At 66.8% G+C, this 22,341-nt stretch carries 19 protein-coding genes; 14 read left to right on the top strand and 5 right to left on the bottom strand.

Going from position 1 to position 22,341, the window contains the following annotated elements:
• Positions 1-69: 69 nt before the first annotated feature.
• Entirely contained in the window at positions 70-1,563 is a 1,494-nt protein-coding gene (locus FK267_RS03220; RefSeq protein WP_075378306.1) for a Tat pathway signal sequence, read from the top strand.
• A 49-nt stretch (positions 1,564-1,612) separates the two neighbouring features.
• Here FK267_RS03220 and FK267_RS03215 read toward each other — a convergent pair whose 3' ends face one another.
• Complete coding sequence (locus FK267_RS03215) at positions 1,613-3,922, bottom strand: RecQ family ATP-dependent DNA helicase (RefSeq protein ID WP_081379329.1); 2,310 nt, start codon at positions 3,920-3,922, stop codon at positions 1,613-1,615.
• A 328-nt stretch (positions 3,923-4,250) separates the two neighbouring features.
• Between FK267_RS03215 and FK267_RS03210 the strand changes: the two genes are divergently transcribed.
• From FK267_RS03210 to FK267_RS03190, 5 genes are all read left to right on the top strand, one after another.
• The gene (locus FK267_RS03210) at positions 4,251-5,210 is read left to right on the top strand and encodes a MarR family winged helix-turn-helix transcriptional regulator (protein ID WP_075378305.1); all 960 of its coding nucleotides are present in this window, start codon (positions 4,251-4,253) and stop codon (positions 5,208-5,210) included.
• A 42-nt stretch (positions 5,211-5,252) separates the two neighbouring features.
• Positions 5,253-7,187 (top strand): cation:proton antiporter, encoded by a 1,935-nt coding sequence (locus FK267_RS03205; RefSeq protein ID WP_141406301.1) that lies wholly within the window; start codon positions 5,253-5,255, stop codon positions 7,185-7,187.
• A 101-nt stretch (positions 7,188-7,288) separates the two neighbouring features.
• On the top strand, positions 7,289-8,431 hold the full coding sequence (locus tag FK267_RS03200; RefSeq protein WP_141406300.1) for a histidinol-phosphate transaminase: 1,143 nt from the start codon (positions 7,289-7,291) through the stop codon (positions 8,429-8,431).
• A gap of 111 nt (positions 8,432-8,542) precedes the next feature.
• Positions 8,543-9,142: an imidazoleglycerol-phosphate dehydratase HisB gene (gene hisB, locus FK267_RS03195; RefSeq protein WP_003786233.1), complete on the top strand. Its 600-nt coding sequence runs from the start codon at positions 8,543-8,545 to the stop codon at positions 9,140-9,142.
• On the top strand, positions 9,142-10,053 hold the full coding sequence (locus FK267_RS03190) for a hypothetical protein (RefSeq protein WP_198498142.1): 912 nt from the start codon (positions 9,142-9,144) through the stop codon (positions 10,051-10,053). Before hisB ends, FK267_RS03190 begins: the two co-directional genes overlap by 1 nt.
• Before the next feature lie 46 nt (positions 10,054-10,099).
• On the opposite strand, the gene FK267_RS03185 is transcribed toward FK267_RS03190, so the two are convergent.
• Positions 10,100-11,683 (bottom strand): serine/threonine-protein kinase, encoded by a 1,584-nt coding sequence (locus FK267_RS03185; RefSeq protein WP_141406357.1) that lies wholly within the window; start codon positions 11,681-11,683, stop codon positions 10,100-10,102.
• A 424-nt stretch (positions 11,684-12,107) separates the two neighbouring features.
• On the opposite strand from FK267_RS03185, the gene hisH reads away from it, so the two are divergent.
• The 3 genes from hisH to FK267_RS03170 all read left to right on the top strand — a co-directional run bounded on the left by hisH (position 12,108) and on the right by FK267_RS03170 (position 14,528).
• Positions 12,108-12,746, top strand: a complete 639-nt coding sequence (gene hisH, locus FK267_RS03180; protein WP_075378302.1) for an imidazole glycerol phosphate synthase subunit HisH — start codon at positions 12,108-12,110, stop codon at positions 12,744-12,746.
• A gap of 41 nt (positions 12,747-12,787) precedes the next feature.
• The gene (gene priA, locus FK267_RS03175) at positions 12,788-13,540 is read left to right on the top strand and encodes a bifunctional 1-(5-phosphoribosyl)-5-((5-phosphoribosylamino)methylideneamino)imidazole-4-carboxamide isomerase/phosphoribosylanthranilate isomerase PriA (protein ID WP_009406038.1); all 753 of its coding nucleotides are present in this window, start codon (positions 12,788-12,790) and stop codon (positions 13,538-13,540) included.
• Positions 13,541-13,625: 85 nt separating this feature from the next.
• A complete protein-coding gene (locus FK267_RS03170; RefSeq protein WP_198498143.1) occupies positions 13,626-14,528 on the top strand; it encodes an SseB family protein in 903 nt (300 codons plus the stop codon).
• A 22-nt stretch (positions 14,529-14,550) separates the two neighbouring features.
• Here the strand turns inward: FK267_RS03170 and FK267_RS03165 are convergent, their stop codons facing one another.
• Positions 14,551-14,853, bottom strand: coding sequence for a hypothetical protein (locus FK267_RS03165; RefSeq protein WP_232622563.1), 303 nt, complete (start codon positions 14,851-14,853; stop codon positions 14,551-14,553).
• A gap of 82 nt (positions 14,854-14,935) precedes the next feature.
• Between FK267_RS03165 and FK267_RS03160 the strand changes: the two genes are divergently transcribed.
• The 5 genes from FK267_RS03160 to rplT all read left to right on the top strand — a co-directional run bounded on the left by FK267_RS03160 (position 14,936) and on the right by rplT (position 19,021).
• On the top strand, positions 14,936-15,724 hold the full coding sequence (locus FK267_RS03160) for an ABC transporter ATP-binding protein (protein ID WP_198498144.1): 789 nt from the start codon (positions 14,936-14,938) through the stop codon (positions 15,722-15,724).
• Positions 15,721-17,331 carry a DUF6297 family protein gene (locus FK267_RS03155; protein WP_141406296.1) on the top strand — a complete coding sequence of 537 codons (1,611 nt, stop codon included), beginning with the start codon at positions 15,721-15,723 and terminating at the stop codon, positions 17,329-17,331. The genes FK267_RS03160 and FK267_RS03155 overlap by 4 nt, the downstream gene beginning before the upstream one ends.
• A gap of 364 nt (positions 17,332-17,695) precedes the next feature.
• Positions 17,696-18,295 (top strand): translation initiation factor IF-3, encoded by a 600-nt coding sequence (gene infC / locus FK267_RS03150; protein WP_070511231.1) that lies wholly within the window; start codon positions 17,696-17,698, stop codon positions 18,293-18,295.
• A 123-nt stretch (positions 18,296-18,418) separates the two neighbouring features.
• Positions 18,419-18,613 carry a 50S ribosomal protein L35 gene (gene rpmI, locus FK267_RS03145; RefSeq protein WP_003780493.1) on the top strand — a complete coding sequence of 65 codons (195 nt, stop codon included), beginning with the start codon at positions 18,419-18,421 and terminating at the stop codon, positions 18,611-18,613.
• A gap of 27 nt (positions 18,614-18,640) precedes the next feature.
• The gene (rplT, locus tag FK267_RS03140; protein WP_003786223.1) at positions 18,641-19,021 is read left to right on the top strand and encodes a 50S ribosomal protein L20; all 381 of its coding nucleotides are present in this window, start codon (positions 18,641-18,643) and stop codon (positions 19,019-19,021) included.
• 362 nt (positions 19,022-19,383) lie between these two features.
• Here the strand turns inward: rplT and FK267_RS03135 are convergent, their stop codons facing one another.
• Together FK267_RS03135 and FK267_RS03130 are read right to left on the bottom strand one after the other, a co-directional pair.
• The gene (locus FK267_RS03135) at positions 19,384-19,710 is read right to left on the bottom strand and encodes a hypothetical protein (RefSeq protein ID WP_141406295.1); all 327 of its coding nucleotides are present in this window, start codon (positions 19,708-19,710) and stop codon (positions 19,384-19,386) included.
• A 19-nt stretch (positions 19,711-19,729) separates the two neighbouring features.
• The gene (locus tag FK267_RS03130) at positions 19,730-22,120 is read right to left on the bottom strand and encodes a CHAT domain-containing protein (RefSeq protein WP_141406294.1); all 2,391 of its coding nucleotides are present in this window, start codon (positions 22,118-22,120) and stop codon (positions 19,730-19,732) included.
• Positions 22,121-22,341 lie beyond the last annotated feature (221 nt).

Genomic DNA, 22,341 nt, shown 5'->3' with positions numbered 1-22,341 from the left:
CAGTCTCCGAACCACGGAAATAGGGCCGTTCGGTCGAAATCTCTTTCAGAAGACTGGGATACTGCTTCCATGACAATCGAGACCAACCGCAGAAGGGTGCTGGCGCTCCTGGGCACCGGGATTCTGGGAGCGTCAGTGTCCTCCTGTGGGCACGCGAACGTGACTCCGACGGCCATGGGGGACGGGGCGACCACCCATGTGAGCCTTCACGTCAGTGATGCGCAGGGCAGTGCCCTCAACCTCGAGGCGCTGCGACGCATTCAGTCCAACGGCAAGGGCGAGGTCGGCTATGACGACGCGCTGCTGGATGCCAAGACCCTGGAGGTCATCGCCGTCGGCCCCCTCTACCAGGATGAGGGTGGTGCCATTGGCATCGATGTGCCTGCCGGGCGTGAGTGCACGCTGACCCTGTCGTGGCCGACCAGCCACGGGTACTCGGCACTCATGGCGGATCTACCGGCCTCCGGGGAGCACGATCTCCTGGAGCTGGCGGCCCGAACCCTCCACGGTCGGCAGGCCGAGCGCCTCGCGCAGGCCACTGCGAAGGGCTTCAAGGGCGCTGACGAGGCGGAAAAGCTGCGGGCCTCCGCCCAGCAGTCCCTGGATGCCTGTGCCAAGGCCCAGTCATGGACGGAGCGGGGCCGCCTGGCGAACTCCGCCCTGGAGTCGGCTGCCGGGGCCCAGCTCTCCCTGGACCGGGCGCTGTCCGCTCAGGCGCCGCAGGACGCCGTGATCGGGGTGACCTTCACCCGGGTGCCCACCTCCGTCGAGATCGCCGCAGCACTGGCCCCCAGCGGACCGGGAGGCGGCAAGCGGAAGGTCTCAGCCCGCCTCGTCATCGGAGACCCCAATGACGCCGAGGAAATGACCGGTTGGCGCAACACGGTGGAGGCCCTGCACGCGCAGGGCGGGCAGGCCCTGGTCCAGATCTGCGACTCCCACGACCTGGCCGCCCTGACCGACTCCGCCTGGGACACGCGGGTCGACACCCTTATCAAGGCGCTTCCCAACGTCGACGCCTGGGAGATCGGCAACGAGATCGGTGGGGACTGGCTGGGCACCGGGCCGGTGGCCAAGGCCCAGCGAGCGGCCAAGGCCGTGCGCGAGCGCACCAGCGCCACGACGGTGCTCACCCTGTACTACCAGCTCGGGCAGGCGGACCCGACCTACTCCCTGTTCAGCTATGCAGCCAGGGAGCTCCCCGCATCGATCAGGGAGCTGATCGACGTCGTGGGACTGTCCGTCTACCCCCAGCTCCATCCGCTGGGAACAGCCGCCGACCGGGTTCTCAGCACCCTGGAGGCCGCCTTCTCCTCCTCCCGGATCGCCGTGACCGAGCTCGGGTACGGGGGAGCGGACCTCAACGCCGGTCCCTGGTGGTTCGGCTCGGCCTCCGACCCCGTGGCGGCCCGCACCGCCGTCGCCGAGCACGTCACCGGCGCGGCACTGGGGCGCTCCGACGCCTGGGGAGCCCCCTTCTGGTGGTACTACCTCGAGGATCAGGTCGGAACCCCCGGAGGCCAGGTGGCTCCCGCACTGGCCGCCGTCTCCACGGGTTTCTAGGACGCCGGTGCCGGTGGGCGCTGCCTGCTCAGGCAGTGCCCACCGGCACCTACCTCTGCGCCAGCACGAAGGGGTGGACCGCCGCCGCCCCCGCCTCGCGCAGGAGGAAGGCGGCCGTCGTGAGCGTCCAGCCGGAGTCGCTCCAGTCGTCCACGAGGACCACGGTGCGCTCGCGCAGCTCGTCAAGGGCCTGGGCCGACCAGCCCTGGAGCGTCAGGCTGCGGGCCACCTGCGCCAGGCGAAACGCAGAGCCCACATCGTGCTGCGGTGGTTCCTGACCGGACAGGCCCACGACGCCCAAGGCCCGTGCGCCCAGCCGTGCGACCACGGCGTGCCCCAGCCGGCGGACCATGCGGGGGCGGGTGCGGGAGTCCACGACGACGACGGCCGGCTCTCCGCCCGGCGGCCCGTCGGAGCCGGCGGCCTCCTGCTCGTCGCGGATGATCTCAGCGAGCCGGTCCACCGCCTGAAGCACCTGTGGCCTGAGCGCCACCGGGACCTCGCCGTCGGAGGCGCAGGCCACCAGCTCGCGCAGCACCACCGAGGTCCCCAACCCATCCAGCCTGCCCACCGCCAGCCCGGTCGCCGCCTGACGGTCGGCCCCGATACGACCCTTGAAACGGCCCAGGCCCAGCCGATCCATCCCGGAGGGCCACTGGCGACGTGCCTGCAGCTCGACCCCCACCCGTCCGAGCGCCGCTCGGGCGGCACCGACCTGCTCCTGGTCAGGGGCGTCAGGCAGGTCCAGGCCCCCGCACAGGTCGCAGGCTCCGCAGCGCCATCCCGGCTCAAGCAAGGGATCATCGAGCACCGACCTCAGAAAGGCCATCCGGCACGACACGGTTGTCCGCCCAGGGCCAGTATCGGTCCCGAGGCGCTCATAGGCGACCATCGCCTCCTGCTCGGCCCGGCGCGCGGCCTCGACTCGCGCATAACGCTGCGCGTCATAGCGCCAGGGCCGGCCGGTGGACTCCCAGCCGCCACGAACCCGGCGCACGGCGCCGTCGACATCGAGGACCTTGAGCATGGACTCCAGCCGGCTGCGCCGCAACGAGGTCGCCGTCTCCAGCACCGCCGTCGACATCGCCCCGCCGCCCGCGGCCCTGCGCTCCTCCAGAGCATCGAGGACCACGCGAACCTGCTCCTCGGGCGGGAAACCCTGCGAGCCGAACCACTCCCAGATGGCCCGGTCCTCCTGGCCGGGCAGCAGGACCACCTCGGCCCGCTCCACTCCGCGGCCGGCCCGCCCCACCTGCTGGTAGTAGCTCACCGGCGAGGAAGGAGCCCCCAGGTGCACCACGAAGGCCAGGTCCGGCTTGTCGAAGCCCATGCCCAGAGCGGAGGTGGCCACCAGTGCCCTGACCCGGTTGGCCTTGAGATCCTCCTCCAGGCGCTCGCGCTCGGCGGCCTCGGTCTGCCCCGTGTAGGCGGCCACCTCCACGCCCGCCGCACGCAGGTGCTCGGCGACCTCCTGCGCCGCCGAGACCGTCAGGCAGTAGATGATGCCGCTGCCGTGAGCGTAGCGGACATAGGCGGTCAGCCAGGCCAGGCGTGAGGCGGCATCCGGCAGCATCCTGACTCCCAGGTGGAGGGAGCCGCGCTCCAGGGTCCCCCGCAGCACCAGGACCTGCTCGCCGTCCGCCCCGCCTGCCTCCACAGACGCCCCCAGCTGCTCAGCGATGTCGGCACTGACCCGTCGGTTCGCGGTCGCCGTCGTGGCCAGGACCGGGGTGCGCGGCGGCAGACCGGCCAGCAGGGTGGCGATGCGCCGGTAGTCAGGGCGGAAGTCGTGGCCCCAGTCCGAGATGCAGTGGGCCTCGTCGATGACCACCAGTGCGGCGCCCGCAGCCAGGTGGGGGAGGACCTCATCACGGAAGACCGGGTTGTTGAGGCGCTCCGGGGAGACCAGCAGGACATCGACCTCACCACCGGCCACCTGGGCCTGAATCTCATCCCACTGCGTGACATTGGCCGAGTTCATGGTCACGGCCCGGATTCCGGCGCGCTCGGCGGCGGCCACTTGGTCGCGCATGAGGGCCAGCAGCGGCGAGATGATGACGCTTGCCCCGGTGCCGGAGCGCGCACCGGGGGATGGCGGTGGGGTGCCCGGGCTCCAGCCTCCCCAGCCCTCTCGCAGCAGCACCGTCGCCACGAAGTACACCGCTGATTTCCCCCACCCGGTGCGCTGGACCACCAGGGCTCGGCGGCGTGCGATGACCAGCGCCTCGATCGCCCGCCACTGGTCCTCACGCAGGCGCGCGTCGCTGCGGCCCACGAGCTCGCGCAGGACGGCCTCGGCGCGCTCGCGAACAGGGCCGCCCGTCCCTGGGGATCCCGATGTCATGGTCGTCTGAGACATGCTGCAACGCTAACGCCGGCCGCTGACTTCCACTGCCGACTACCGGATTCCACTGACGTCCATCGACGTGTCTGCGCGGCTGCGGCTGTCGACACAGGTTCCGGGACCGGTGCGGCCAGACACCGTTTGAAGAGTGACTCACAACATACAGGTACCTGCCACAACTCCTTGATCAAAATCGAAAGGTGCCTGTAGTTTTGGTGTCGTCAAGATACAACAGGCACCTTCTGAAGTGCGGTGCCGCACTGTCCGTGACGGCCGCGCGAACCGGTGTCGACGGGAACGCCAGCAGATCCGCACGGGTGCCTTCACGAGTCAGGAGAAGCTCATGAATCCCAAGAGCATCAGGAACACCGAGCCGAGCACCACCTCACACGACACTCAACACGGCGCCTATCAAGGCGCTGAGACGGAGACCGATATGACGAACAGCTCCCACCCCCATGTTTCCAAGGCCGCTGACGGTGCAGCCTTGTCGCAGCACCCGCAGCGGGCCTCCCTTCACGAACGATTCCGGCGCTTGCAGCACCTCATGCGCCGCAACCGCATGACGGCGCATCGCGACGGCCCCTTCGCCGACATCACGCGCGGCCGCGGCCGGGTTCTGGCCGCCCTGCGCATGCAGAGCCCGATCCCCACCCGAGACCTGGCCTTTCTCCTCGATATCCGCCAGCAGTCCCTCAACGAGCTTCTCAAGAAGCTCCAGACCGATGGCCTCATCGAGCGCAGGCCCAGTCAGGAGGATCGTCGGGTCATGGTCGTCCACCTCACCGAGGCCGGTCGCAGTACGCCACTGAGCGGGCCCAGAGCCGACTACCTCGAGTCTCTGACCGATGAGGAGGTCTCCACCTTGGCTCGGCTTCTCGACAAGATCATCGACTCCCTGGAGACTCAGCTCGGGCCGGATGAGGACGGTGAGCGCGGGCCGCGCTTCGCCGGCGCCCGTCGTCGCATGGGCGAGGAGCGCTTCGAGGCCATGATGCGCATGCGCGAGCACGGTTTCGGCCCCTTCAGCCCCTTCGGCCCCGGTCCCGCATTCGCTCCGGGTTACGGCCCCGCCTTCGGCCCGGAGGTCGACGACGTCGACCCATCAGCGGACTGTGGCAGGCGACGTAGGCGGGCGGGCCACGGTGGGCCGCGCCGCGGGGGACGTCCCCGTCAAGGCGGCGACGCTCTTCTTGGAGAGGACTATCCCGAGCGTGGGGACCGTAGGTTCAGAGCCGGTCGTGCACGGCGCACCCCTGGGGCAGGCATGGACTTCCCCGGCTTCACCGACCACGACTGCTGAAGCCCCAGCATCATCGCCGATGCACTTGGATACCCTTGGCCCATGGACCTCCTCATCATCGCCGTGCTGGGCACTTTGGCCATCGCGGCGGCCTCTCAGCTCAGCGACCGCATCGGTGTCGCCCCGGCGCTGATCCTCCTGGCGGGCGGCACGGCGGTGGGCTTCCTGCCCTTCATCCCGGCGATCGAGCTGGACCCCCAGGTGGTCCTGGAGGGGATCCTCCCTCCGCTGCTGTTCTCCACCGCGGTGAGCATCTCCACCATCAATTTCCGCCGCGAGCTCGCCCCGGTGGCGGTGCTGGCCATCCTGCTGGTGCCCCTGTCCGCCGCGGTGATCGGCGCGGTCCTCACCCTCCTGATTCCGGGGCTCTCCCTGGCCTGGGCCATCGCCATGGGGGCGATCCTCAGCCCCACCGACGCCGTGGCCATCTCCATCGCCCGCCGGCTGGGAGTCTCCCAACGCATCATCACCGTCCTGGAGGGGGAGGGGCTGCTCAACGACGCCACCGCCCTGGTGGTCCTGTCCTCCGCCGTCTCCGCGGCCACCTCCGGCGGAGTGAGTGTCGGAGGCGTCCTGGGCGGTTTCGCCCTGGCGGTCCTCGTGGCCCTGGGGGTGGGGTGGCTCGTCGGCGAGGCGAGCCTGCGGGTGCGCTCCCACATCACCGACCCCACCGTGGACACGGTGGTGTCCTTCACCGTCCCCTTCCTCGCGGCGCTCCCGGCCGAGCACATGCACGGCTCGGGTCTCGTGGCAGCCGTCGTCGCCGGGCTCATCACCGGCCACCGCGGTCCCCGGATGCTGCCGCCGGCCCACCGGGTGGCCTCACGCACCAACTGGCACACCGTCGAACTCACCTTGGAAGGACTCATCTTCCTGGTCATGGGGCTGGAGTTCTTCGGCGTCGTGGAGAAGGTCGGTGCCTCAGCTCTCGGTATTGTCCGGGCTATCGCGGTCGCTGTCGTCGCCGGCGCGCTGACGGTCGTCATCCGGGCGCTCGTGGTGGCACCCATGCTCAAGCTCCTCAGCCACCGGACCGCGCGCTGGGCGATTCACTGGCAGGAGAACGAGGAGGCCATCCACCAGTTCCAGAACCGCTGCTCGGCCATCGTGCGCGGAGAGTCCGAGATGCCCCCGGTCCCCTGGGACCGGCGCCCCTTCGCACAGGTCCAGCGCAAGCTCCGCCAGGCGACCAACCACGAGAGCATCGCTCGGCGTGCACGCAGCCTCTCCAGTCGAGTCAGACGCCGGGGCGCCGACCTGGATTACTTCGCAGCCGAGCCCCTGGGCAGACGCGAAGGCGCCGTCATCGTCTGGGCGGGCATGCGCGGCGCCATCACCCTGGCAGCCGCCCAGACCCTGCCAGTCACAACGCCGCACTACTCCTTCCTCCTCCTGGTGGCCATGCTCGTGGCCGCCGGCTCACTGACGATCCAAGGACTCACGCTGCCCGCCCTGGTCTGCGTCGCCAGACCCGCCATGGCCGGGCCCGCCGACGAGGAGGAGAAGGCCGCGGTCATCTCGCTGCTGGTCAACGCCGCCCGCGACGTTGCCTCTATCGACACTCACGGCGCCTCCCAACAGGCCGCCCCCACAGTGCTCACCGGCGCCGCAGACCCCGACGCCTCGGACACACATACGGCGACGAGCGCTCCCGGCCTGGACAAGGTCTCACAAACCGCCCCCGACCCAGAGAACAACGAGAGCCTCGGCCCCACCACTGAGCAGCACGGCCTCGTACGCAGGCAGGGCAAAGACGTCATCGTCTCGCCAGCAGCCGTTGCCAAGGCCTGGGCCGACCCCACCTGGCGCCACGACGAGCTCGCCCCCATGCGAGAACGCGCCCTGGACATGATCCGAGCCCAGCGCGAGGCCCTTCTCGACGCCGGCGACGAAGGCCTCTACTCGGCCGACTCCCTGGAGCACGCCCTGAACCGCCTCGACTACCAGGAGATCATGCTCACCAGCGATCCGCACTGACAACGCCGCCAGCAGGACACTGCGACCGCCGCCCTCGGCGCCGCAGTACCACCGGATGGGCGGGCCAACCGCTGGAGCGGACCGAGCCGTAGACTCCAGGCGTGAACGCGAACCTGCCCCTGAGACCGGACCTGGAGGGCGAGGCCCCCTACGGGGCCCCCGAGATCGACGTCCCCGTGAGACTGAACGTCAACGAGAACCCCTACCCGCCCTCGGCCGCGGTCATCGAGTCGATCGCCACCGCCGTGGCTCAGGCCGCCCAGGGACTCAACCGCTACCCGGAGCGGGACTTCCCCCGGCTGCGGGCCGCGCTCGCGGACTATCTCGAGGTCGAGTCCGGCGCGCACCTGGCGCCTGAGCAGATCTGGGCGGCCAACGGCTCCAACGAAGTCATGCTCCACGTGCTCCAGGCCTTCGGCGGCCCCGGGCGCACCTGCCTGAGCTTCACCCCCACCTACTCGATGTACCCCGAGTACGCCCGCAACACACTGACCGACTACGCCACCCGACCGCGCCGCAAGGACTTCGCCCTCGACGTGGATGGCGCAGTGAACGCGATCAAGGAGCTGCGGCCGGCCGTCGTCATCCTGGCCAGCCCCAACAACCCGACCGGAACTGCCCTGCCGCTGGAGGACATCAAGCGGATCCTTGAGGTCGCCCGCGGCCACGGCCCCATGCTCGGAGCCGAGATCGGCTCGCCCGCCCGGGCCAGCGACTGCGTCGTCGTCATCGATGAGGCCTACGCCGAGTTCCGCCGCCCGGGCGTACCTAGCGCCCTGGAGCTGGTGGGGCCGGACAACCCGCACCTGGCCGTCACCCGCACCATGTCCAAGGCCTTCGGAGCGGCCGGCCTGCGCCTGGGCTACCTGGCCGCCGACCGCGCGCTGGTAGACGCCCTGCGCGTGGTGCGCCTGCCCTACCACCTCTCCGCCGTCACCCAGGCCGCCGCCCTGGCCGCCCTGTCCCACCGCGATGAGCTCATGGCTCAGGTGGCCTCCCTGCGCGATGAGCGCGATGCCTTCGTGGACTGGCTGCGCACCCAGGGCCTGAGCGCGCACGAATCGGACGCCAACTTCGTCCTGTTCGGACCCTTCCCCGACCGGGAGGCTGTCTGGCAGGCCCTGCTCGACGCCGGGGTCCTCATCCGTGTCGTCGGCCCCGAGGGCTTCCTGCGGGCCAGCATCGGAACGCCGGAGGAGATGGCACGCCTGCGCGCCGCCCTGACCTCAGCCATCGGCAGGTGAGAGGGATGCCGGCAGCGATCGGCGCCTGGGACCGGTAGGGTTGCTATCGATTGAGATACCTGTCAACCACTGTGCAGGAAAAGCACGACACCCGATGCTGAGGAAGCACCTATGAGCCGTACCGCGCGCATTGAGCGAGCCACGAGCGAGTCGAGCGTCGTCGTCGAGATCAACCTCGATGGCACGGGCCAGACCGACATCTCCACCACCGTTCCCTTCTACGACCACATGCTCACCGCGCTGGGGCGCCACTCACTCATCGATCTGACGGTGCGCGCCACCGGTGACACCGAGATCGACGTGCACCACACCGTGGAGGACACCGCCATCTGCATCGGTGAGGCCCTGCGCGTCGCCCTGGGGGACAAGCGCGGCATCCGCCGTTTCGGCGAGGCCAGCGTTCCCCTGGATGAGGCTCTGGCTCATGCCGTCGTCGACATCTCCGGACGCCCCTACCTGGTGCACGAGGGGGAGTCGGAGGCCTTCGTCCACCACCTCATCGGGGGTCACTTCACCGGTTCCATGGTGCGCCACGTGCTGGAGGCCATCGCCTACCATGCCGGCATCTGCCTGCACGTGCGGGTCCTGTCCGGGCGCGATCCCCACCACATCGCCGAGGCCGAGTTCAAGGCCCTGGCCCGTGCCCTGCGCGCAGCCGTGGAGGACGATCCCCGTGTCGAGACCATCCCATCGACGAAGGGAAGCCTGTGATGGACCAGACCCCCCGACCCGACGAGAGCCGCGACGACCACCAGGACCACCAGCGCGATCTGGACGCCGAGTTCGCCGCCCTCATGGGCGACGTAGAGATCCCCGACGACCTCTCAGCCGAGGACCTGGGGGCTGTTCAGGAGGCCGGCAGTGAGCCGGGCCGGCAGACCCCGGTGGAGGGCGGCTCCGTATCGACCGGCTCCGCGGGGGAGAGCGGACCGGCAGATGTCAGGCCCGACGACGTCCCCCACAACACCTACCGTCCCCTGAACGGGGGAGACGAGACAACGGAGGACTCCGACCGCTCCCGGCTCACCGATGCCCAGGAGGCGCAGATCGCCGCCGCGGCCGAATCCCTGAGCTCCTACGTGCCCGATCAGTCCGAGGACCAGCCTCCCCGGGCGGTCAAGGTCGCCGTCGTCATGACTCCGCTGAACCGGGCCGACGGCCTGGCCGGAATGTGCTCCCTGCTGGACCTTGACTGCACCGTGGTGCCCTCCTCCAGCGGGGCCTTCGCGGTCAAGCAGTTCGTCTCCGCCCATTCGGACTGGGACGTGGCCGAGCTGCTCGGTGGCTCCGACTCCGAGCCGGCCGAGGCCGCGGAGCTGGCCGCCCAGCTCTCCCGCCTGTCCCGGGCCGGCGCCGTCCTCATGACCGCTGACCTGGCCACCGACGTCGGTATCGAGTCCGGCCTGTCCGGGACGATCACCGCCCGCCACTTCACCAACGGCCAGCCCGGCGAGGAGGCCTCGGCGGGGCTCCTGCTGGCCTCCATGGACCAGGTCGTCGAGGACGTCCTCCTGGGAGTCATCGACGCCGACGACGTCCCCGGAGCGGTGAAGTCCTCCGAGATCCAGGCGCCCCGGGCGATGCGCTGGTTCGGACGCGGCCTGCGCCGTCCCCCGCAGTGACCACACCGGCACGCGCCGCCCGCCGCCGACCAGGGGCGGGCGGCTCCTAGCCGGCGTAGGAGCTCGTCCGCTGCCCGTCCTTGTCGGAGGCGATGCAGGAGAAGCCCCGCTTCCCGGCGTTCCAGCCGGCCTCCCCCGGCCCCAGTACCGATGTGCTCGGATCGGCGGCCCCGTACTGCTGGGCGGCCTGCGCGGTACAGGTGGCCTGCACGTTGGGATCGGCCGCCAGGTCGTCATCACTGGAACCCGAGGTGCTTTCCGCCAGGGTCCCCACCTGGTAGACCTCCCAGGAATGGGGCTCGTTGCAGCTGACCTTCCTGGCCGTGGTCTGGCCCGAGATCGAGGTGGTGCCCGCCAGGCAGGTACCCACCGGGTACGGTGGGGTCGAGGCGTTGTCCTGACCCGACGACGAGGGCTGAGACACGGCTCCTGACGGGCCGGTGGCACTGGCCGCAGGAGCCAGACGGGCACCCGCCACCCACCCTGCGCCCAGACCGACGACCAGGCCGGCAACCGCGCCGACCGCTGCGGAGCGCAGCGTGATCCGCCGACGTTCTCGGCCGGAGAGTCGCAGCGACTGACTCCGCTGTGCTGACACGGGCGCGTTCAGCAGCGCCTTGTCGGAGCGATCCAGCCCGCCTGAGACGATGGAGGGCGCCGAGGCGGCGGACCCCGAGGAGCCGGTCGGGCGGACCGGGAAGACGGAGTCCGATGGCGCCCACTGCGATGCACTGCTGGGAGCGTAGGAACTGGGTGAGCCCGCCTCTTCACTGCGCGGAGGCGGTGCCAGCCCGGCCTCAACCAGCCGCAACGAGGTCACCGGCCCGCGGACGGCCAGGTTTCCCGTCCCCAGAGCCTCACGGATCTGCCCCAGGGCCTCCGTGAGCTCCGTACCGTTGCGGAAGCGGTGCGTGGGATCCGGATCCATCGCCTTGCTCAGGATCGGCAGCAGGAGCTCAGGGACGTTCGGGTCGGTGAGGTTGAGGGGGTTGTCGAGGGAACGGACGATCTCCGGCAGGCTGCGCTGCACGCCGTCGGGACCGCGCCGGGGGCCTCGGCCCGTCAGCAGGGCGAAGAGCACCGCACCCATGGACCACACGTCCCCCTCGGGGCCGGGGCTGGCCAGCATGAAGGCCTCCGGCGCGGCGAAGTCGGGGGTGAGGCACTCCAGGGTCACGGTGGGGTCCTGACCCTCGCGTTGGACAGCGGCGATACCGAAGTCCGACAGCCGGGGAGAGCCGTAGGAGTCCAGAAGGATGTTGGCGGGCTTGACGTCCCGGTGCATGACGCCGGCCGCATGGGCGGCCCCCAGGGCCGAGGCAGCGGCCTCCACGAGGGCCACGGCGTCGGAGGCGGGGGTCGGCCCGCGCGAGACGAGGTCATAGAGGCTGCCGCCCGCGCACAGCTCCATGACCAGGTAGGGGCGCAGATCGGGCAGCTTGCCGGTGTCGACCAGCGAGACCACGTGAGGATGCCCCGAGATCCTCGAGGCTGCCTGCACCTCACGCATGAACCGCCGCTCATTGCGGGGATCATCCAAGGGGCGGGAGTCCACCTTGACGGCGACCGGACGCTCCAGGGAGTCCTGAACCCCGGCATAGACCGTCGCGAAGCCACCGCGCCCCAGCACTGAGGTGATCCGCACTCCGGGAATGGAGAACGGCGCAGCGCTGCGCGATCCGCTGGAGCCGCCCGAACCTGCCTCGGCCGCTGCGGGGGAGTGGGGCGAGGCTGCCTGCGAATGCGGTGGGGACGGGGGTGCCGGCCAAGGCGGCGCAGAGGCCTGGCCGGAGGGGAACTGCATGCTCACGGATGAATACTCGCCCATCTTGGGTGATTCGTGAAAGGAAGCCGACGACCCGGATTCGGGATCGCACATTTGCCCCGGCCTTCTCACTGTCCCCGCGCGAGGCCACGATCAGCGCGACGCGTCCCGAACCGCCGCTCCAGGTTGTTGCGGCTGTGCAGCCGGTGCTGGTTCTGCGCACGTCACAGGGCGTTTCAGAGTGTGGAGGATACTCAGAACGATCTACCGGGACGGTAGGGTGTGTCACATGCAAGCGCCGCGCGTCACCCTCCTGTCCTACGGATCCGGCAATGTCCGCTCAGCGATGCGTGCTCTGGAACGCGTCGGAGCGCAGGTGACCTTCTCCTGCGAACCGGACGATGTCACCGAGGCCGATGGGCTCGTGGTCCCCGGGGTGGGTGCCTTCGGCGCGGTCATGAGGCAGCTGCGGAAGGTCGATGCCCCCCGTCTCATCGAGCGGCGCCTGGCCGGTGGGCGGCCGGTCCTGGGAATCTGCGTGGGCATGCAGGTCATGTTCGAGCGCTCCGACGAGCACGGGACCGCGGAGGAGGGGCTGGGGCAGTGGCCCGGCACCGTGTCCCACTTGAGAGCCGACGTCGTTCCGCATATGGGGTGGAGTCTGGTCCGCCCTCCCTCGGGCTCCGTCCTGTTCGACGGCGTCGCCGAGGAGCGCTTCTATTTCGTCCACTCCTATGCGGCCACCCAGGACCCCGCCGAGCTGCTCGGCCCCGGTCCCACCCGCCCGCCGCAGGTCACGTGGGCCACTCACGGCCACGACTTCATCGCCGCCGTAGAGAACGGTTCCCTGAGCGCCACGCAGTTCCACCCCGAGAAGTCCGGTGACGCAGGGGCCCAGCTGCTGCGCAACTGGTTGACGACCCTCTGAGCCCCACCCGAGCCATCCCACGACCACTGCAGGAGAAACACATGCTCACTCTACTTCCCGCCGTCGACGTCGCCGATGGCAAGGCCGTCCGCCTCCTTCAGGGAGAGGTCGGCTCAGAGACGGACTACGGCAGCCCCGTCGACGCCGCCCGGGACTGGGTGCGCGCCGGGGCCGAATGGATCCACCTGGTGGACCTCGACGCCGCCTTCGGGCGCGGCTCCAACCATGAGCTGCTCGCGCGCATCGTCGGCGAGGTCGGCATCAAGGTGGAGCTGTCCGGGGGCATCCGTGATGACGCCTCACTGGCCCGGGCCCTGGCAGCCGGCGCCGCCCGGGTCAACCTGGGCACGGCGGCGCTGGAGGACCCCGAGTGGACCGAACGGGTCATCGCCGAGCACGGGGAGAAGATCGCGGTCGGCCTCGACGTGCGCGGCTCCACCCTGGCGGCCCGCGGCTGGACCAAGGAGGGCGGAGACCTGTGGGAGACCCTCGAGCGGCTCAACGCCGCAGGATGCGCGCGCTACGTCGTCACTGACGTCACGCGGGACGGCACGCTGAGCGGCCCCAACACGGAGCTCCTCACCGAGGTCTGCCAGCGCAGCCCCGCCCCGGTGGTCGCCTCCGGAGGTATCGCCCACCTCGACGACCTGGTCGCGCTGCGTCGCCTGGTGCCACTGGGACTGGAGGGCGCGATCGTCGGCAAGGCACTCTACAACGGCAACTTCACCCTCCAGGAGGCCCTGGCCGTTGCCGGTGACGAGGACAAGAGGCAGCCCTCAAAGGCTCGTTCCTGACTACTCCGGGCCTCTGGCGCCCCGGTTCCCGCATCGCCGGCATGCTCACCGGCGTCAGGGACAGGGGGACGTCAAAGGCGCTACCGTGAGGGCCGTGAGCCAGTCAGCGCAGAATCAGCAAGCAGTTCCCGCACCAGCGCATGCGCCGGTCGGCGACTCGACAGCCGAGCCCCCGCAGGACCCCCAGGTGGCGGCGGCCGTGGCCGCACGGGCCAAGCTGGAGCGTCTTCTGGCTGCACCGGCCCCCTTCGCCGACGACGACGGCTCCATCAGTCCGGAGGTGCGCAAGGCGCTGGAGGCCGTGGACCTGCCGCGTCATCAGTACCTCGATGAGCTGTGGGCGGCCCTCGTCGGCGGCCGGCTGATCGTTCCCGTGGCCGCTCACGCCCTTCCCGGACGCCTGGAGGGGAGTCTGGCGCAGTCCGCGGGCCTGCCGCATGGCCCGTCGGGCGATGGTGCGCCGCAGTTCCCGGCTCATGAGGTGCACACTGCTGACGCCTGTCAGGATGCGGCGACCCTGGCGGTGAACCTGCCCGACGGGCACATCGCCCTACCGGTGTTCACCAGCGCTGAGGCCATGAACCAGTGGCGCAGCGACGTGCGCCCCGTGCCCGTCTCGCCCCAACGAGCGGCCCAGGTCGCCTGCCTGTCCACCGACCAGCTGTGGGTGCTCGACCCCGGAAGCCGGGACCTGCGACTGCCGCGTCCCGCCGTCGTGGCCCTGGCCGGGGGAGAGGAGTGGGTGCCCTCATGGCGCAACGAACCGGTTCAGGCCGAGGTACGCGCCCAGCTCCAGGAGGTCGACGGAGTCACCGGTGTGGCCTTCGGCCCCGGTGAGAGCGCCGAGCTGCGGGTCTTCATCCGCATCGACGCCGCAGGCGGTCGCGCCGGCGTGGCCCGCAGCCTGGAGGGCTGCCAGCACGTCATGGTCAACCCGGCCTGGGGCGACCTCGTCGACACTGTGGAGCTGTGCCCGCTTCCCGCCTGATCCGAGCGGCTGGAACCCGATCTCAGGAGCGGCCCAGGATGAGGGCCTCCCACTGCTCGACCTGTCCGTAGTGGTCCTCCATCGGCCCGGCCACCTGATCGAAGCGCGCAACGACATCGCGCAGAACCTGGCCGTCCTGGGGACGTTCGTCTCTCTGAGCGATCCTGGCACAGGCCTCAGCGATCCCACGGATCTGGGCGAGATCCCGGGTCGAGACCATCACCCGACCGGGGCCCGGGTCCCTCGTGGTGCTCCAGTCGGTCCCGGCCTCACGGGAGAGGGCGGAATCGTCGTCGGACGCGCCATTCGGGTCCGTGGTCCTCACGCTGTTCCAATCCATGACTGCGGAGCGTAAGGCATCCGATTCGACCAGGCCACCGAAAATAACGTGTGTTGGAATAGTACCGATGAGCACGAAGTCGACCGCCTCAGCCCCATCTCATCCAGACCCGGCGTCAACACCCGGTTTCCGGCATGATGTCAATGGCGGTCCCCAGCCCCCGACGGGGAGTCGTGAGCCGCTGGTGAGCGCCCGCGACCTCAGTGTCGGATACGGTGACCAGCCGGTCTGCGCCCCGGCGACCTTCGATCTGCTTCCCGGCCAGGTGCTGGCCCTTGTCGGGGTCAACGGGGCCGGCAAGTCGACGATCCTGCGCACCTGCTGCGGGCTACTGCACCCGCTGGCGGGGCAGGTTCACGTACTCGGACACCTCCCGGATCCCCGCTCAGGCGCCCAGCGCACCGCCCTCGCCACGGATCTGGGGCAGGAGTCCTTCTTCCCCACCCTGACCGTCGCCGAGCACCTGCGAATGGTCTGCTTCGGGCACGGCGTCGTCGAGGCCGACGAGCGGGTCAGTGACCTGCTGGAGGACCTGGAGCTGCGACGACTCGCGGGACACCTTCCCGAGGAGCTCTCCTCGGGGCAACGGCGCCGACTGGCACTGGCGTCAGTCCTGGTCCGGCCCCGCAGGCTGCTGGTCCTCGACGAGCCCGAGCAGCGCCTGGACCGGGTGACCCGCCTGCTCCTGGCCGACATCCTCGTTGAGGAGCGCGAGGCCGGCGGGGGAGTGCTCATGGTCTCCCACGACCCGGAGATCGTCGAGGAGGCGGCCACCGACGTGCTCCTCGTCGGACGCGACACCCGGATGCTCAGCGTGGACGACGGCGTGCGCGCCATTGAGGAGGGGCTGAGATGACGCCGCTGGGTGACCGGATGGCGCCGGTCCTCTCCACCGAGCTGGAAACGATGACCTTTCCCGATGGGGCCGCGTTGCGCAGGTGGGTGCGGCGCCGTACTCGGCGGCACCTCCACGGTGTCTGGGCGCTCGTGGGGGACGTCTACTCCGTACTCCTGACACTCATCGTCGTCGTGACGATCCTGGCCCCGTATCTGCGTCGGATGGTTGTGACCCCGCCTGGTTCAGCGGTTGGGGCCGGTGCGCTCGGCGGCTTCGCCGCGGTGGGCCTCGACCCCGGGTGGGGGCTCCTGGCGCTGCTCATGCTGCTGGTGGCGGTCGGTGTCGGTTCACTCGGCCGGCTCGGCCCACTGTTCCTGCGCCCCCACGAGGCGGCCTGGTGGCTGCCCATGCCTGGAGACCGGGGCAGTCTCCTGGTGCCGGTGGCCCGCGTTGAGTACCTCATCGCGGCCACCGTAGGAGCCACGGCGGGCGTGCTCCCGGCGGTGGCGGCCGGAGGCGGCTGGCTCGCCGCCATCGCGTGGCCTGCCCTGCTTTCGGCCGGGACCTGCCTGGTCCTCACCGAACTCATCAAGGCCCAGATTCTTGACCGCTATGTCGAGCCGCTGCGGCGCCGTCTCATCGTGGCGGGGGCTGCAGCATGCCTGGCCGGTGTGGTGCTTGCCTTCCCACGCTCCTTGCTCGGCAACACGGCGGTCGCCCTGCTGGCCGGCGTGCTGGCCTTCCTGGCTGTGCTGGGATGGCGGCGGGCCAGAGGCAGCCTGGGACAGGTGCATGATGCTGCGCTCCTGGCCGTCGTCGCGCGGTCCTTCGGCGCGCACGTCTCGCTGCTGTCGTTGGACACCAGGGCCCTGGGGCGGCTGCTCTCCCCGGATCCCACCCGGCCCGCCGATCCTTCACCGCTGCGGGCGGCGCGGATCGGGAGTCGACTGCCCCGACCGCTGGGGGTGCTGATAGCAGTGGCTCAGGCGGACTGGATCCTGCTGTGCCGCCAGCGCCGGCGCCTGCTGCAGATGGGGGTCGGGCTGGCCATTGCGATGCTGCCGCTCCTGTCCGGGGCGGTCGGCGCCCCGCTGCGCGCCGTCGGGTACCTCATCGGAGGCTGGATCGCGACCCTGGCCGTTGCCGAGCCGGCGCGCCAGGCCTGGTTCGACGGCGGTCCTGATGCCTCCTGGCCGGTGGCGCCGTGGGTGGTGCGAGCAGGCCACCTGCTCGTGCCGGCCGTCCTCATGAGCGCCTGGTCCCTGCTGAGCCTGGCTCCCGCCATGGCGGCCCTTGGGGCTGCGGCCGCCTGGAATGGGCTGGCCATCGTGGTTGCCCTGGCCCTGGTGAGCGGCTGGGCCTGGGCCGGGGCGGCGCTGCGCTCCGGGTACCGGGAGATGCCCGACTTCGCCGCCGGGCTCGTCGCCTCTCCCATGGGGTCCCTGCCGCCGGGAGTGCTGCAAATGCTGACTCAAGGGCCCGACGCCGTCGTCGTCGGAGCACTGACCGTGGCGCTGGTCGCCAGCGGTATGGCGGTGCCGACGACGATGCTCCTCGGGATCCAGGCCGCAGCCGGTGCCGTCGTCGTCATGTGGGGAGTCCGCACGAACCGCCGGGCCTCCTGACGACCTGCCTCGCCTCGACGCAGGCCTCACACGTGGGAGGACTCACGTCAAGAGGGGCGAGGACACGGTGGGAGAGCGAGCCCGTGTCCTGGTAGTATCCCTCACTGACCACCCGGGGTTCGCCCCGGTGCGCAAGCGGAGCGATCCCACCTGGGTTCCTTTCGGGAATCGGGTTCATGCGAGGGTGACCAGCCCTTCGCGGTCTCTGCTCGGCCACGGCCGTGCGGTGATCGCGCTCATCACGAGGCCTCCGACCTGCGCGGCAGGAACGGGGGCCTTTCCTCGTTCCGCAACCATCCGCGACTCAGAGTGAGGAACCGACATCAGCGAGCCCCGTATCAACGAACGGATCCGCGTTCCCGAAGTGCGTCTCGTCGGCCCCAGCGGCGAGCAGGTCGGCGTTGTCCGCGTGGAGGACGCCCTGCGTCTGGCTGAGGAGGCCGATCTCGACCTGGTCGAGGTGGCACCCGACGCCCGCCCTCCGGTGTGCAAGCTCATGGACTACGGCAAGTTCAAGTACGAGTCGGCCATGAAGGCGCGCGACGCGCGACGCAACCAGGCAAACACCCAGCTCAAGGAGATCCAGTTCCGCCCCAAGATCGATGAGCACGACTACGCCACCAAGCGCGGCCACGTCGAGCGATTCCTCAAGGGCGGGGACAAGGTCAAGTGCATCGTCCGCTTCCGCGGCCGTGAGCAGTCTCGGCCCGAGCTCGGTATCAGGCTCCTGCAGGGCCTGGCCGAGGAGATGGCCGAGCTGGGCACTATCGAGTCCCACCCCCGTCAGGACGGCCGCAACATGGTCATGGTCCTGGCCCCGGTCCGCAAGAAGGCTGAGGTCAAGTCCGACCAGCGCCGCCGCCGCGAGGAGGCCCGCGCCGCCCGCCGTGCCGAGAAGCATGCGGGCCGGGCGCCCAAGGGCGCCAAGGCCTCGGACGGGGCGCCTGCCGGCGAGAACGCCTGAGAGCGCCTGAGGGTGCACTCGACACTCACCTGACACCACTGACCCACCCCCTCGCCACCGTGAGCGGGGTCCGCAGTCCCGGCGACCACTGGTCTCCCAGGGACCGAGAAGAGGAAATTACCCATGCCGAAGAACAAGACGCACTCCGGTGCCAAGAAGCGCTTCCGGGTCACCGGCAGCGGCAAGCTCATGCGCGAGCAGGCCAACAAGCGCCACCTGCTGGAGGTCAAGTCCTCCCGCCGCAAGCGCAAGCTGTCCCAGGACCAGCCGGTCGCCCCGGCCGACGTCCGCCAGGTCAAGAAGCTGCTCGGTCGCTGACCGCCCAACCCACCAAGGAGTCTCACCATGGCACGTGTGAAGCGGGCTGTTAACGCCCAGAAGAAGCGTCGTTCCGTTCTCGAGAAGGCCTCGGGCTACCGCGGCCAGCGCTCGCGCCTCTACCGCAAGGCCAAGGAGCAGGTCACCCACTCCGGCGTCTACGCGTTCCGCGACCGTCGCGCCCGCAAGGGCGACTTCCGTCGCCTGTGGATCCAGCGCATCAACGCTGCCGCCCGCGCCGAGGGCCTGACCTACAACCGCTTCATCCAGGGTCTTGGCCTGGCCGGCGTGGAGATCGACCGCCGTATGCTCGCAGAGCTGGCCGTCAACGAGCCCGCGGGCTTCAAGGCCCTTGTGGAGGTGGCCCGCAAGGCCCTTCCCGAGGACGTCAACGCCCCCAAGGCCTGATATTGGCCAGTAGACAGATGGTCTACTGATCGATACCTTTCAACAGCGGTGGCGCTACCTGATCGGGTGGCGCCACCGCTGTTGACGTCCTCTAAATGTCACGTATGTTGTGTTGGGTGGCTTCAGGCGCACGTGTGTTCAAGTGACCGTGGGACGGACACAACGTTAGAGTTTGCAGAGTAAGTCTCGATACAGAGTCTGTATCAACCGAAACCGCGCAGATCTCTACAGCACGCACGTATCATGAATGAAGGGTTGAATCCAGGAGCAGAATCCGCACAGACGTGAATAAAACCCGCAGTTCTAAAATTGCCCAAGACTGCACATAATGAAATGAAAAAACTTGCTTTCGAGGCGGTATTTTAATCCGCGAGAAGCTTTTCAAGAGCGTCTACTAGTTTGTCAATTTTCACGTCTGAATTTACTTCAAAGGTCAAATGTTTGGACATCGAAGGAGAATCCACTGATACTTCAATTCTGCCCCCTTCTTTCTTCGAGCGGCCAATCAATAGTCCGGCATAGTATTCAAGTACTGCAGGAGTTTGGAGTAGCGTAACCCACACCGAAGCCTCATTTGCGCCGACAATAAGCCACTCCGAAAATGTTCCCCGTTGCATTCCAGAACGTCTAGCGTATCCCTGTTCAATAAGGGAATCGGCGAGAGATTCGGGAATGGAAATATTAATCACGACGAGAATCCTTCCTGCTTTAGTATGCCTGATACATCGCCCAAATGAGTGGGTGGGGCCAAGCTGTTCTAGTCGACTCTGGTTCACCACCTCTGAGGGAATAGTTTCTCCAGTCCAAGTATACTCTATTCTGTAGCATTGAGAGGCCTTTGTATAGAGGGGGGCTATCTACACTGACCTGCGTAAGCATTCCATCGAAGCGAGATGTGAATGGATCGTCAAGAATGTCAATTGACGTTGCAATCACTTCAGAGGCCCCACCTCCCTCAATGCAAGCCGCAGCTAGACCGATTGCTTCGCCAGCAAGTTGACCCGTTCCTGAGCTTGAACAACACGACAGAATGACCCTTGTCGGAAGCGGAAACCACGGTTTGCCATCCTCGAATTTTCCGAATAACTGACCAACAGCAAGGAAAGAAGACTCGTCACTCTCGGAAGTTCCTATTGGTGTGGGGAACTTAAAATATGCGTCAGCAGGGCTTCTTCTTGATTCTAAATGACCTCGATAGTACAGCACTCCAGCGGGATGGTTGACGAAACTATTTACTGCATACTCCCAGACACTATTGCCATGCTGTAAGATGGGACCACTAAAAATTTCCTGAGAAACGCTAAACTCCGGGGGAGGCTGAGTCGTCAACCGACCATCCGGATTGTCTATAACCAAAAGCAAAGGTATGGACTCAGAATGCAAGTGCTTACGGCTTGCCGAGCTAAGTCTCGCTGAAAGCCAGTGATGAATGTCGGTTGATTCAATTAAAGACGAACTGACGCCTGTGTGAGCTATGCGAAAAATAGGCCACGGCAAAGGGGGGATCTGGAAATCTGTCGATATAGTTAGCGTAGTTCTAGTCTCAGAACCAAAGATTACATTCTTGACGCAATCTGGAATAAGAGTCCCTAGTGTTTCGGTAATCCAGGTCTCTTCCGGAGTTCCCCATTCCCTCAGGTAGTGGAATAAATCGATTTCGGGAAACTGATCTGTGTCGGAGTGTAACTTAGTGAAGTATTGTTCGAAGGTATTGATTATTTCACTAAGATCGCGATTTTGAGTTAGGCTGAGTTCGCCACAACCCAGAGGAATTCCGTTCGATGCTGCTGCCCAGAATATAGATGACTTTACCCTGGCGTAGGACAATGATAATGGCAAACCGAGCAACTCATCGGTGTCATGAGCGCTTTGATTTATCGAAGTCATGGAGTAGCAGGTAGTAATTTCATGCCATACATCCAGAATCAAGCTTGGAGCGAAAAGATCGTCGTTCTGAGTGGTGTTTCCGGCATCCGAATTAGGTTCTCTGGGGGCGGCTAGCGGCTCTTCCTCAACCTCTTCAATGCTGGCATCGACGGTCACTTTCAAACGGTGGTCTTCTATAAACTGCGCCATTCCTCTCGCGTCATTCAGTTCCAAATAGCTCTTAAGTGCTATTGTCCTAGACTTATCGTATCGTTCAAACACCGATTTCCTGGATGTCGGCAGGCAGGGCTGTAAAAGCAGGTATTCACTTAGCTTGAGTGCATAGTTTGCGTTGTCGCGAGCCGACGCAAAGTCGTTCTTTGCGAAAGAAATCTGTGCTTCAAACTGGAGTATGAGTGATTCAACCCAGGGTTCGCATGATGCAAATAGCTTTCGTAGTGCTGAAACTACCTGTTCCGCAGTTTCTGTGTGGTGTTGCTTTAGGAGGGTTTCAATGACTCTTTCAGCGGCTAGCAATGCAAGTAGGGGATCGTTTTGACCGAGCAGGCATATATCACCGAGAAGATCTTGTGGAGATGTTTTTTCGGCAAGGCGGTCGTGGAAGCATCGATATAAGGATTGTAGGTGCGCAGAGTACTGTATGACGTCTTCGATCATGTCGTCTACAAGTTCGATAAGCTCTGGGTTTTTGGAAAGGTATGCGCACGCGGCGGAGAGTTGAGTGAGTCGCTGTACCAGTAATCTTTGTTTGGCTGTGGCCCAAGCGTATCCGAAGGCATCGAATGCGTTATCGAATTCTCCGGCTTTAAGGTACTCCATCCCCACAATTTGAAAGCAGTTTGAAAGAATAGAGTCTTTGTGGATTTTTTTATAGTGATCGTCGTTGAAAAATCGTCCGCACATGATGGGCAGGACACTGCATAGTGTTTCAAATCTGTCTCGCTTTGGGAACTCTCCAAGCAGGTCGAGGTATTGCTGAAGCTGATATATTTCAGCCAGGTCTCCCCAGCTTTCTGAGCGGACGTCATTAAGGAAGGTAGTGAGTTTGGCGGATATCTCTCTCGCTTTATTTATGTTGCTCTCGTTTAGGTTGTCGATTGGTATGGCAGCAACTTTTATTGCCTTGCGGTGAGTTCTGCGCAGCTTCCAAGGCCACCTGGTGTCTCCGTATTGCGTTATATTTAAATATGTTTCTGGGACAAGCGATGACATTGTGTTTCCTGTTGCTATTCTCGAAATGTTGCGTTTGGCTTGAAGTTTGCTGTGTATTCTAGGTGTTGATTGACAGCGTTAGCGCGTGTTGTCGAGTGGTGGTTTGGAGCCTCTGTCAATCATTCTGGTATGGAGTGGTGTGAGTGGGGTGTGGCGCAGTTGAAGAACTTGGAAGCCGATCACAGCTGAGGTCTAGTGCCATGGTAGGTGATGGGTGTGTG

This window comes from Actinomyces oris (assembly GCF_006546825.1).
Lineage (GTDB): Bacteria > Actinomycetota > Actinomycetes > Actinomycetales > Actinomycetaceae > Actinomyces > Actinomyces oris.
This window is presented reverse-complemented; position numbering and strand designations above follow the sequence as displayed.